This window comes from Streptomyces phyllanthi, assembly GCF_009377205.1.
GTDB lineage: Bacteria > Actinomycetota > Actinomycetes > Streptomycetales > Streptomycetaceae > Streptomyces > Streptomyces phyllanthi.
Genome location: NZ_VJZE01000282.1, coordinates 1 through 12,056 on the forward strand (window position 1 = coordinate 1; position 12,056 = coordinate 12,056).

Below are 12,056 nucleotides of genomic sequence, written 5' to 3' on the forward strand. Positions count from 1 at the left end.
GGGTAAGGTCTGCGGCTGTGAGTGGTAGTTCCGCAGCCCTGAAGCCGCCGGCCGACGCCGTGGTGCCCGTACGGCACCCCGACGCGCCCGCCCCCGGCGAGTTGCTCGGCGCGCACTACGACCAGTGCTTCGGGTGCGGGGGTGCGCAGCCCCACGGGCTGCTCCTTCAGGCCAGGGCCGGGGAAGGTGTGTCGCTGACCGCCGAGTTCACCGTGCAGCCCGCCCATCAGGGGGCTCCGGGCCTCGCCCACGGAGGTGTCCTGGCGACCGCGCTCGACGAGACGCTCGGTTCGCTCAACTGGCTCCTGCGCACCATCGCCGTCACCGGGCGGCTCGAGACCGACTTCGTCCGGCCCGTGCCCGTCGGCACCGTGCTGCATCTGGAGGCCCGGGTCACCGCGGTGGCCGGACGGAAGATCTACTCGACCGCCACCGGGCGCGTCGGCGGGCCCGACGGTCCTGTCGCCGTCCGCGCCGAGGCGCTGTTCATCGAGGTGAAGGTCGACCACTTCATCGACAACGGCCGCCCGGAGGAGATCCGGGCCGCCATGGACGACCCGGACCAGGTCCGGCGTAAGCGCGCCTTCGAGGTGAACCCGTGAGCCCTCCTCCCGTGGATGTCCTGATCCGGCGCATCGACCCGGAGGTTCCGCTTCCGGAGTACGCGCACCCCGGCGACGCGGGCGCGGATCTGCGGACCACCGAGGCCCGTGAGATCGAGCCCGGTGAGCGGGCGGTTCTGCCCACGGGGGTGTCGATCGCCCTCCCCGAGGGGTACGCGGCCTTCGTGCACCCACGCTCCGGCCTCGCCGCCCGCTGCGGTGTCGCCCTCGTGAATGCCCCGGGGACGGTTGATGCCGGGTACCGTGGGGAGATCAAGGTGATCGTGGTGAATCTCGACCCGCACGAGCCGGTGCGGTTCGAGCGCTTCGACCGGATTGCCCAACTGGTCGTCCAGCAGGTCGAGAAGGTGCGCTTCCAGGAGGTGGCGGAGCTTCCCGACTCGGCGCGGGCCGAGGGGGGCTTCGGGTCCACAGGCGGTCATGCCGCAGTGGACGGACCATGGGCGGCAACGGGTGGGAATCGATACGCTTCGGTCGTATCCGACCGGGAAGGACAGTGACGTGTTCGGACGTCGCAAGAAGAAGGGTTCCGCTGAGGACGCGGCGGACGCGGCGAGCGAGGCCGAGCAGGTCGTCGACAGCGTCGACACTGAGGCGGACGAGGTGGAGCGGGAGCGCGTGAGGCTGGAGCCCGAGCCGCGCCCCGACGGACCCTGGGACAGCTCCGAGGTGCGCGAGCCCGGCGAGGGCCGGGTGGACCTGGGCGGCATCTTCGTGCCCGGGGTCGACGGCATGGAGCTGCGGGTCGAGGTCGCGGGCGACGCGATCGTCGCGGCGACCGTCGTGCTGCGCGACAGCGCCGTCCAGCTGCAGGCCTTCGCCGCGCCCAAGCGCGAGGGCATCTGGGGCGAGGTGCGCGAGGAGATCGCCACCGGCATCACGCAGCAGGGCGGTGTCATCGACGAGGTGGAGGGCCCGCTGGGCTGGGAGCTGCGGGCCCAGGTGCCGGTGCAGCTGCCGGACGGGACGGGCGGCTTCCAGGTCGTGCGGTTCGTCGGCGTGGACGGGCCGCGCTGGTTCCTGCGCGGTGTGATCTCCGGCCGGGGCGCCGTGGAACCGCAGACCGCCGGCCTGCTGGAGCAGATCTTCCGGGACACGGTCGTCGTCCGTGGTGAGGGCCCGATGGCCCCGCGCGACCCGATCGTCCTGAAGCTGCCGAACGACGCGCAGATGGTCCCCGAGGGTGTTCAGCAGGAGGAGCAGGGTTCCCGCTTCGCCGGCGGCATGGGCCAGCTCCAGCGCGGACCGGAGATCACCGAGGTCCGCTAGCCGCACGCGCATGACGTATGGGCCGCACTCCGCTGGATGCGGCCCATTGTCATGTTCGGACTCATTCCTGCGGGGCGTGCCGGTGCCGGCACGCGCCAGGGTTCCGTCGCACTCTTCAGACGCACTCTTCAGAAGCAGTCCGGGAAGCGGGGCGTGCGGGAATCGGCCGGCGGGGCGCACGGGTGTCGTACGGGCTCATCCGGTGTCGGTGGCCCCCGGTAGGCTTTCCGGTATGAGTGCTGTTCCTCGCTCCGAAAAGCCGGTGGGCCGTTTCCGGCGCATGCTCGACCGGCTCTCCTCGTCCCAGCAGGACCTGGAGTCCGAGGAGCTGCGGGAGGACACCGACACAGCGGGCTGTACGCGGATCTGTGACTGTCACGACCGACAGATAGTGACGGTTACTGGTACCTTGCGCACGGTCACGCTGCGCCCGCGGGCCGGAGTCCCGGCCCTGGAGGCCGAGCTGTTCGACGGTTCGGCCGCGCTGGACGTGGTGTGGCTCGGCAGGCGCTCCATCGTCGGGATAGAGCCGGGGCGCAAACTGATCGCATCCGGCCGCGTCTCGATGAGCAGGGGCCGTAGGGTGCTGTTCAATCCGAAGTACGAACTCAGACCGCTCGGACGGGAGTAGCCGGTGACGTCGCTCGACAAGCCGACCGAAGACGCCCAGCACGATTCGAGGGCGGTGACGGAGGCCGCGCTGTTCGAGGCGTTCGGCGGCGTCCGGGGCATGGTCGAGACGGTCGTGCCCGGCCTGCTCTTCGTCACGATCTACACGATCAAGAAGGACCTGCACGCGTCGGCCATCGCGGCCCTCGCCGTCTCGCTGCTGCTGGTCGTGGTCCGTCTGGTGAAGAGGGACACCATCAAGCACGCCTTCAGCGGTGTCTTCGGTGTCGCCTTCGGTGTGGTCTTCGCGATGATGACCGGCAACGCGAAGGACTTCTATCTGCCGGGCATGCTCTACACGCTGGGCCTGGCCCTCGCGTACATCATCACGACGCTCGCGGGTGTGCCGCTGATCGGTCTGATGCTGGGCCCTGTGTTCCGGGAGAACCTCTCCTGGCGCACCCGCAATCCCGGCCGCAAGAAGGCGTACGCGAAGGCCAGTTGGGCCTGGGGACTGATCCTGCTCGCCAAGTGCGCGATCCTGTTCCCGCTCTACTGGTGGGCGGACACCACCCAGCTCGGGTGGGTCCTCGTCGCGTTGAAGATCCCGCCCTTCCTGCTGGCGGTGTGGCTGACCTGGGTCTTCCTGGCCAAGGCTCCGCCCCCCATCGACGTGTTCGCGGAGATGGAGGCGGAGGAGCGCGCGGAGAACGAGCGCCGGGCCGCCGAACGGGAACAGGGCGAGGCGGCCGCCGGCCGTCACCGCCGGGAGGGGTAACGCCGTTCGGCCGCACATGGACGGCCGACAGCCGATACGTGGATGGGGGCGCCCGGAGATCTCCGGGCGCCCCCATCCACGTATCCCCGGAGGTCAGCTCGTCGCGTCCTCGCGCCGTACGGAGAGCAGATCCTCCAGTTGCTCCTCGCGCGCCTGGGCGGCCACGAACAGGAGCTCGTCGCCCGCCTCCAGGGAGTCCTCCCGGGTCGGGGTGAGGACACGGGTGCCGCGGATGATGGTGACCAGGGAGGTGTCCTCGGGCCAGTCCACCTCGCCGACCTGGGTGCCGGCCAGGGCGGACTCCGGCGGGAGGGTCAGCTCGACGAGGTTGGCGTCGCCGTGGCTGAAGCGGAGCAGACGGACCAGGTCGCCGACGCTCACCGCCTCCTCGACCAGCGCCGACATCAGCCGGGGGGTCGAGACGGCCACGTCCACGCCCCAGGCCTCGTTGAACAGCCACTCGTTCTTGGGGTTGTTGACGCGGGCGACGACGCGCGGGACGCCGTACTCCGTCTTGGCCAGCAGCGAGACGACGAGGTTGACCTTGTCGTCTCCCGTCGCGGCGATGACGACGTTGCAGCGCTGGAGCGCCGCCTCGTCCAGGGACGTGATCTCGCAGGCGTCGGCCAGCAGCCACTCCGCCTGGGGGACGCGCTCGACCGAGATGGCGGTCGGCGCCTTGTCGATGAGAAGGACCTCGTGGCCGTTCTCCAGCAGCTCGCCGGCGATCGAGCGACCGACCGCGCCGGCTCCGGCAATGGCGACCCTCATCAGTGACCGCCCTCCTCGTCAGGGCCCTCGGCGAAGGACGCCTCGACCTTCTCGACGTCGTCCGTACGCATCATCACGTGCACCAGGTCGCCCTCCTGGAGCACCGTCTGCGAGGTCGGCAGGATCGCCTCGCCCAGCCGGGTGAGGAAGGCGACCCGGACGCCGGTCTCCTCCTGGAGCTTGCTGATCTTGTGGCCCACCCAGGCGGTCGAGGCGTGCACCTCGGCGAGCTGCACGCCTCCGGTGGGGTCGCGCCACAGTGGTTCGGCACCGGAGGGCAGCAGCCGGCGGAGCATCTGGTCGGCGGTCCAGCGGACCGTGGCGACCGTCGGGATGCCCAGGCGCTGGTAGACCTCGGCACGGCGCGGGTCGTAGATGCGCGCCGCCACGTTCTCGATGCCGAACATCTCGCGGGCCACACGGGCGGCGATGATGTTCGAGTTGTCACCGCTGGAGACGGCGGCGAACGCGCCCGCTTCCTCGATGCCCGCCTCGCGCAGGGTGTCCTGGTCGAAGCCGACTCCGGTGACCCGGCGGCCGCCGAACCCGGAGCCCAGTCGTCGGAAGGCGGTGGGGTCCTGGTCGATCACTGCGACGGTGTGCCCCTGTTGCTCCAGGGTCTGGGCAAGAGCGGATCCCACCCTTCCGCAGCCCATGATGACAATATGCATCGCCTACACCGCGCCTTCCGCATGCCATCTGGCCTGCGTAAATGTCGTGCCCATGTCCCTCTCTCGGCTCGCCTGGCCTCACGTTGCGGCCACTTGCGGGGCCACCAGGCAACATCATGCCGGTGAAAACCCGGCCGGTGGCCCCGCCCGGGTACCCGGTGCGCTGCCGCCGATTGCCTGTGTCCAACGTATCGGCAGGCCCTGCACGTCTGCGCCCGCGGACCGGAGTTCCCCACGGGCTCGATGGAGCGGAGGGGCGGGGAACGGCGTCCGCGGGACCGTGGCGCGACGGCGCACGACGGCGTGAAGTGCCCGTGTCGCCGTGGACCGCCCGTCGCGCCCGAGCCGGGCCGGTGGCAGACCTCCGGCTCAGCGGCGGCTGATGCTGCGGACGCTGACGAGCGTCAGGAGGCCGAGGCCGACAAGTGCGGCGGCGGCGCCGATGAATTCCGCGGCGGCAGGCGTCATCGAGGTCTCCAGAAAGGGCGAGGATATGGGGATTTGTCATATAGGCATGGGGATCCCGCTCGTGCCGCAACCCTCAGCCCACCTGTCCCTTAATTCACTCGGAGAGCAGACGTCGGGTGGCGGGTGCACGCGTCACACCTTGACGGCATACGATCCTCTGCGTGTCCAAACTGACCGACGTGCCCAAACGGATCCTGATCGGGCGTGCACTGCGCAGTGACCGGCTGGGGGAAACACTCCTGCCCAAGCGCATCGCACTCCCTGTCTTCGCGTCCGACCCGCTCTCCTCCGTGGCGTATGCACCGGGGGAGGTGCTGCTGGTCCTCTCGATCGCGGGCGTGTCGGCGTACCACTTCAGCCCGTGGATCGCGGCCGCGGTCGTCGTGCTGATGTTCACCGTGGTGGCGTCGTACCGGCAGAACGTCCACGCGTACCCCAGCGGCGGCGGCGACTACGAGGTGGCGAACACCAACCTCGGCCCCCGGGCCGGCCTCACCGTCGCCAGCGCGCTGCTCGTCGACTACGTCCTCACCGTCGCCGTCTCCATCTCCTCCGGCGTGGAGAACCTCGGCTCGGCCATCCCCTTCTTCGTCGAGAACAAAGTGCTGTGCGCCGTCGGCATCATCGTGCTGCTCACGCTGATGAACCTGCGCGGGGTGAGGGAGTCCGGAAAGCTCTTCGCGATCCCGACGTACGTGTTCGTCGTGGGCGTGTTCCTGATGATCGGCTGGGGCGCGATCCGCGGACTGATCCTCGACGAGACCATGAGGGCGCCGACCGCCGGCTTCGAGATCAAGGCCGAGCACCAGGGTCTCGCCGGCTTCGCGCTGGTCTTCCTGCTGCTGCGCGCCTTCTCCTCCGGCTGTGCCGCCCTCACCGGTGTCGAGGCGATCTCCAATGGTGTGCCCGCCTTCCGCAAACCCAAGTCGAAGAACGCCGCCACGACGCTGGCCATGATGGGGCTGCTCGCCGTCACCATGTTCTGCGGGATCATCGGCCTGGCCATGGCGACCGACGTCCGCATGGCCGAGAACCCGGCCCAGGACCTGCTGAGGAACGGTGTCCCGGTCGGTGACGGCTACGTCCAGAACCCGGTCATCTCCCAGGTCGCCGCCGCGGTCTTCGGCGACGGAACGTTCTTCTTCATCCTGCTGGCCGCCGCCACGGCCCTCGTGCTGTTCCTGGCCGCCAACACCGCGTACAACGGCTTCCCGCTGCTCGGCTCGATCCTCGCGCAGGACCGCTATCTGCCGCGCCAGCTGCACACGCGCGGCGACCGGCTCGCGTTCTCCAACGGCATCGTGCTGCTCGCGGGCGCCGCCGGACTGCTGGTTTGGGTCTACGGCGCCGACTCCACCCGTCTGATCCAGCTGTACATCGTGGGCGTGTTCGTCTCCTTCACGCTCAGCCAGACCGGCATGGTCCGGCACTGGAACCGCCATCTGGCGACCGAGAAGGACCAGGCCAAGCGCCGTCACATGATCCGCTCCCGGGCCATCAACACCTTCGGCGCCTTCTTCACCGGCCTGGTCCTGGTCGTCGTCCTGGTCACGAAGTTCACGCACGGCGCGTGGGTGGCGCTGCTCGGCATGGTGATCTTCTACGCGACGATGACGGCGATCCGTAAGCACTACGACCGGGTCTCCGACGAGATCGCGGCGCCCGAGGGCCCGAGCGACGATGTCGTACGGCCGTCCCGCGTCCACTCGGTCGTGCTGATCTCCAAGATCCACCGCCCGACCCTGCGCGCCCTCGCCTACGCCAAGCTGCTGCGCTCGCACACGCTGGAGGCGCTCAGCGTCAACGTCGACCCGGCCGAGACCAAGGCACTCCAGGAGGAGTGGCACCGGCGCGGCATCGACGTACCGCTCAAGGTCCTCGACTCGCCGTACCGCGAGATCACGCGGCCGATCATCGATTACGTGAAGGGGCTGCGCAGGGAGTCCCCGCGTGACGCGGTCTCCGTGATCATCCCGGAGTACGTGGTCGGCCACTGGTACGAGCAGCTGCTGCACAACCAGAGCGCGCTCCGGCTCAAGGGCCGGCTCCTGTTCACGCCGGGCGTGATGGTGACGTCGGTGCCGTACCAGCTGGCCTCCTCCGAGGTGGCGAAGAAGCGGGCCCGCAAGCGGCAGGAGTGGAACGCACCGGGCGCGGTGCGGCGCGGCCCAGCGGAACGGCCGAGGGAGACGAAGGAACCCAGCAGCAAGGGCTGACGGGGCTTACTGAGCCGGTGGGCTCGTGGTGAGCGGCCGGGTGACACCCACGTAGACTGGTGGGCTGTTGTCCGGCCGCTCACCGTTTACTTTTTTTGGAGTCACCCCACCATGCAGGCAGAACCGAGGAAGTCGCTGGTGGGGGAGGAGTACGAGGTCGAGATCGGCCCCGTCGCCCACGGTGGCCACTGCATCGCCCGTACCTCCACGGGCCAGGTCCTCTTCGTACGGCACGCACTGCCCGGTGAGCGTGTGGTCGCGCGCGTGACGGAGGGCGAGGAGGGGGCCCGCTTCCTGCGGGCGGACGCGGTGGAGGTGCTGTCGCCGTCCAAGGACCGTATCGAGGCACCCTGTCCGTACGCCGGTCCCGGACGCTGCGGCGGCTGCGACTGGCAGCACGCCAAGCCGGGTGCCCAGCGTCGGCTCAAGGGCGAGGTCGTCGCCGAGCAGCTGAAGCGGCTCGCGGGCCTCACGCCCGAGGAGGCGGGCTGGGACGGCACGGTGATGCCGGCCGAGGGCGACAAGCTTCCGGCGGGCGAGGTCCCGGCGTGGCGCACGCGGGTCCAGTACGCGGTGGACGCCTCAGGGCGGGCCGGGTTGCGCCGCCACCGCTCGCACGAGGTCGAGCCGGTCGACCACTGCATGATCGCGGCTCCCGGTGTGACCGAACTGGGCATCGAGAAGCGCGACTGGGCGGGCATGGCGTCCATCGAGGCGATCGCGGCGACGGGTTCGCAGGACCGCCAGGTGATCCTCACACCGAGGGCGGGGGCGCGGCTGCCACTGGTGGAGCTGGACAAGCCGGTCTCGGTCATGCGGGCAGAGGAGCCCCGCGGACGCGAGGGGACCGGCGGGGTCCACCGTGTCCACGGGCGCCCCTTCGTACGTGAGCGCGCGGACGGCCGTACGCACCGGGTCGGAGGCGGCGGCTTCTGGCAGGTGCACCCGAAGGCGGCCGACACCCTCGTCACCGCGGTGATGCAGGGGCTGCTGCCGCGCAAGGGCGAGACGGCGCTGGACCTGTACTGCGGCGTCGGCCTCTTCGCGGGCGCGCTCGCGGACCGGCTCGGCGAGAAGGGCGCGGTGCTCGGCATCGAGTCCGGCAAGCGGGCGGTGGAGGACGCCCGGCACAACCTCGCGGCGTTCGACCGCGTCCGCATCGAACAGGGCAAGGTCGAGGCCGTCCTCCCGCGCACCGGCATCACGGAGGTCGACCTCGTCGTCCTGGACCCGCCCCGCGCCGGCGCCGGCAAGAAGACCGTCGAGCACCTGTCGTCGCTGGGCGCCCGCAGGATCGCCTACGTGGCCTGCGACCCGGCCGCCCTCGCACGCGACGTGGCGTACTTCCGGGAGGGCGGTTATCGGGTGCGGACGTTGCGGGTGTTCGATCTGTTTCCGATGACGCATCATGTGGAGTGCGTCGCCATCCTTGAACCGGCCGCGAAGGGCTCCTGACCTGCGGTTTTGTGTGTGCACATTATGTGCGGTGTGGGCGTTACGGGCGATATCTTGACGCTGAAATGACGCTCGTGACGCTCATTTGACGCTCGTTCTGATGGAGTGTCAGGCGGCTTTTGGGCACGTCAGGCCGTATCGATGTGGCGACTTCCGGTGGGGTGTTGAGGGCTGGTGACGCTCCCGGCGATGCGGCCGGAAGTCCCAGAGCAGTCACAGGGGACTCCCACGGCAGGGAGCCGCCCTTTCGGGTCTATACAGGGCGTGCCCGCGCGGTGTGGGCTGAATGCCGTGGAACGACGGCCCGCACCAAACGAACGGCAGCGCGCGCTTCTTGAGCGGCTCGCGGCCGGTGGGGAATCTGGAGCCTGGGCGCCAGGAGAGTGGCGCTCGGCGTACGCCCTGCGTGCCCGTGGCCTCTTGATGGTGGAGGAGGGCGGCGGTGCTGCCCGGGCGGAGGTTACGGAGGCCGGCCGGTTCTACCTCCGTCATGGCCGCCACCCTGACGACGTGGACCCTGCCGAATGTGGTGAGCCGTCGGCGCCGTATGGCGAGCGTCCAGTCGCCCGCGCACGGCAGGCGAAAGCTCGCGGGTTGGTCGAACGGCTCCTCGCTGAAGGACACGTCCGCTTCGCCCATGCCGATGATGAGGAGATCGCGGAATGGCGACGGGTCGTCAATTACGCGAAGCGGCATGGCATGGAGCCGGAGGGGAAGCGCATCGAGAAGGTGCCGTACGGTCTGGCCGGGCTGGAGTTCTTCCTCGCAGAGGGCCCGCATCCCAATGCCCGGAGCCAGAGGCCTGAGGCGGACGCCCCAGCCGTTCGGGTCCCCACGCGGCTGGCGTCCCTTCATCCAGTTGTGGCTGCGCTCAAGGATGACGCGAGGCGGCTGGTGATGCCGCCTGAGCTGCGCCGCAGATCACTTCTGATGCTCCAAGGGATGGCTGTCGAAGCGGCGCGGCGAGGGCACGCGGTGCGGAAGGTCGGGTCGTCCTACCGCCCGCGCGAGAGTGGGATGGACGTTGTTGTCGACGGCACCGACCGGAGATCCCGTCTGGCTGGTCACACGCTTCGAGGAGGTTCGTGACCTGCTCGGCGACAAGCGACTCGGCCGCTCCCATCCCGAGCCCGAGCGGGCGTCACGTGTGACGACCGCCGAGGTACAGGACGGGCCTACGGGCAGCTACGACACCGAGGTGGCCGACCACGCGCGGATACGTCGGCTGCTGACCCCGGCGTTCTCGGCCAAGCGGATGCGGATGCTCTCCGATTACGTGCAGGAACTGACCGACGGCTGTATCGACCAACTGCTCGTCGAGCACGCCGACGCACCAGACGGCGTCGTCGACCTGCACGCCGGGCTGGCCTTCCCGCTGCCGGTCGCGGTCATCTGCCGACTGCTCGGTGTGCCCGAGAGCGACCACGCGTACTTCTCTTCCTTGTCGGAGCGCATGGCCAACTACGCCATCGGCGAGGACGCCCACCGGGCACGAAACGAGTTCAGTCGCTACATGGCCACTCTCGCCGAGACCAAACGCGCGCAGCCGGGCGAGGACGTGATCTCCGACCTCGTCCGTGCCCAGAGCGCCGACCCGGACTTCGACTACGCCGACATGGTCCGGTTCTGTGTCGGGCTGCTGTTCGCCGGGCACGAGACCACGGTCAACCGCATCGGCCTGGGCACGCTCTTCCTGCTCACCCGCCGGGAGCAGTGGCAGACGCTGACCGCCGACCCCGCCGGCCGGGTCAACGCCACCGTCGAGGAGATCATGCGCATGGGCGCGCCCGGTGACCTCGGTCTGCTGCGCTACGCCCACACCGACCTCGACGTCTCCGGCGTCACCATCCACCGCGGCGACGCCCTGATCCTTTCGGTCAACTCCGCCAACCGCGACGCGTCCGTCTACACCGACGCCGAGACCTTCAACCCCGCCCGCCCGGAACGCGGCCACCTCGGATTCGGCCACGGCGCGCACTTCTGCATCGGCTCGAACCTGGCCCGTGTCGAGCTGCGCACGGTGTTCGCCACCCTGGCCCGCCGCCTGCCCGGTCTGCGGCTCGCCAAGGCACTCGACGAGCTGGAGGTGCGCACCACCCTCACCGGTGGTGTCACCGAACTTCCCGTGACCTGGTGAGCACACGCCCCGAGAAGTTGTCCGCCGGACGGCGCAAACCTGCGGTTGCGACCGGGCCTGTCGCAGCCGGCGCACCCCGCGGCCGGACAACTGCTCCCTGTGCTGTGAGGCCGGTGTCTTGGTGCAGGAGCGTTGGTCGCCGACCCCGTGCTGCGAGCGTAGGGCCCCGGACGCACTGGCAGACGGCCGAGCCGTCCTGACGGGACCCCGGGACCGGCGCGGTCGGTTTGGACAGGACGTCAGGGCGGCCGAGGGCCGCCCTGACGCTGCTCGTCCCGGGCGATCCCGGCCGCTCCCGCGCGGATGGCGCCGCCGCTTCGGTGGTGCGTACGCTGTCCTGATCAGGACCATGACGGCGCTGGTCTGCCAGAGTGCGGGCCGCATGGGAGGCCGGCGGCCATGGTGGTCGCCTGCGCGAAAATCGTGCCCAGGGCCGAGGCAGCCATCTCCGCGCAACGCTTCTTCAACCGGCCACGTCTGCTCTGGCGCAACGCGCACGGCACCCTCCGCCCTGCCCCCGCCATATGGCGGGGGCAGGGTCGGATCTTCCCGCCAACTGCGGGTTCCTTCGTCCATGCCCGCCGTCGAAAGTGGAGGGCACTTCGCTCCCCCTCATTCCCCAAGGACCGCCATGACCGACCGGACGACAGCAGACATCCTCGGCTTCACGACCACCCGGCCGCCCTTCGATCCTGAACTCGTGCCCGTCGTAGAGGCGATGGCGGCAGCCATGCAGCCTCTGTCCGACGAAACCCTCGCGGCGACCCGACGGTTCGCGACCGAGGGGATACCCGGCATGGCACCGGTGGACCTGACGGCGGGCGGCCGGGTGAGGGTGGAGGAGCGCCAGGTGCCTGGACCGGAAGGAGCACCGGACATCACGCTGCTGATCCTGAGTCCGGCCGAGGACCGCGGTCCCACGGGGGGTGTCTTCCACATCCACGGCGGGGGGATGGTTTCCGGGGACCGCCGGACAGGCGTGGCCGCGCTCCTGCCCTTCGTGGCCGACGGCAGTGCGGTCGTGGTGTCGGTCGAGTACCGCCTGGCCCCCGAACACCC

The 12,056-nt window shown here is 69.9% G+C and carries 12 protein-coding genes; 10 read left to right on the forward strand and 2 right to left on the reverse strand.

From position 1 onward, the window contains the following. The first annotated feature begins 17 nt into the window (after window positions 1–17). From FNH04_RS30210 to FNH04_RS30230, 5 genes are all read left to right on the forward strand, one after another. Window positions 18–602 carry a PaaI family thioesterase gene (locus tag FNH04_RS30210; protein ID WP_322724241.1) on the forward strand — a complete coding sequence of 195 codons (585 nt, stop codon included), beginning with the start codon at window positions 18–20 and terminating at the stop codon, window positions 600–602. Continuing rightward, the gene (gene dut / locus FNH04_RS30215) at window positions 599–1,123 is read left to right on the forward strand and encodes a dUTP diphosphatase (protein WP_322724243.1); all 525 of its coding nucleotides are present in this window, start codon (window positions 599–601) and stop codon (window positions 1,121–1,123) included. Before FNH04_RS30210 ends, dut begins: the two co-directional genes overlap by 4 nt. 1 nt (window position 1,124) lies before the next feature. Beyond that, window positions 1,125–1,892 (forward strand): DUF3710 domain-containing protein, encoded by a 768-nt coding sequence (locus FNH04_RS30220; protein WP_322724244.1) that lies wholly within the window; start codon window positions 1,125–1,127, stop codon window positions 1,890–1,892. Window positions 1,893–2,124: 232 nt separating this feature from the next. Continuing rightward, window positions 2,125–2,523, forward strand: a complete 399-nt coding sequence (locus FNH04_RS30225) for an OB-fold nucleic acid binding domain-containing protein (RefSeq protein ID WP_152788955.1) — start codon at window positions 2,125–2,127, stop codon at window positions 2,521–2,523. A 3-nt stretch (window positions 2,524–2,526) separates the two neighbouring features. Next, a complete protein-coding gene (locus FNH04_RS30230; RefSeq protein WP_322724245.1) occupies window positions 2,527–3,279 on the forward strand; it encodes a DUF3159 domain-containing protein in 753 nt (250 codons plus the stop codon). Between the two features lie 93 nt (window positions 3,280–3,372). On the opposite strand, the gene FNH04_RS30235 is transcribed toward FNH04_RS30230, so the two are convergent. Together FNH04_RS30235 and FNH04_RS30240 are read right to left on the reverse strand one after the other, a co-directional pair. Further along, window positions 3,373–4,050, reverse strand: coding sequence for a potassium channel family protein (locus FNH04_RS30235; protein WP_152788956.1), 678 nt, complete (start codon window positions 4,048–4,050; stop codon window positions 3,373–3,375). Next, window positions 4,050–4,721: a potassium channel family protein gene (locus tag FNH04_RS30240; protein WP_152788957.1), complete on the reverse strand. Its 672-nt coding sequence runs from the start codon at window positions 4,719–4,721 to the stop codon at window positions 4,050–4,052. The genes FNH04_RS30235 and FNH04_RS30240 overlap by 1 nt, the downstream gene beginning before the upstream one ends. A 629-nt stretch (window positions 4,722–5,350) precedes the next feature. Here FNH04_RS30240 and FNH04_RS30245 point away from each other — a divergent pair. From FNH04_RS30245 to FNH04_RS30265, 5 genes are all read left to right on the forward strand, one after another. Next, the gene (locus tag FNH04_RS30245) at window positions 5,351–7,405 is read left to right on the forward strand and encodes an APC family permease (protein ID WP_322724246.1); all 2,055 of its coding nucleotides are present in this window, start codon (window positions 5,351–5,353) and stop codon (window positions 7,403–7,405) included. A 111-nt stretch (window positions 7,406–7,516) separates the two neighbouring features. Further along, on the forward strand, window positions 7,517–8,860 hold the full coding sequence (locus tag FNH04_RS30250) for a class I SAM-dependent RNA methyltransferase (protein ID WP_152788958.1): 1,344 nt from the start codon (window positions 7,517–7,519) through the stop codon (window positions 8,858–8,860). Between the two features lie 594 nt (window positions 8,861–9,454). Then, window positions 9,455–9,949 (forward strand): hypothetical protein, encoded by a 495-nt coding sequence (locus FNH04_RS30255; protein ID WP_228031700.1) that lies wholly within the window; start codon window positions 9,455–9,457, stop codon window positions 9,947–9,949. After that, window positions 9,888–10,997 carry a cytochrome P450 gene (locus tag FNH04_RS30260; RefSeq protein ID WP_228031701.1) on the forward strand — a complete coding sequence of 370 codons (1,110 nt, stop codon included), beginning with the start codon at window positions 9,888–9,890 and terminating at the stop codon, window positions 10,995–10,997. The genes FNH04_RS30255 and FNH04_RS30260 overlap by 62 nt, the downstream gene beginning before the upstream one ends. Before the next feature lie 631 nt (window positions 10,998–11,628). Beyond that, on the forward strand, window positions 11,629–12,056 hold a 428-nt coding region (locus tag FNH04_RS30265), incomplete at its 3' end, for an alpha/beta hydrolase (protein ID WP_152788960.1).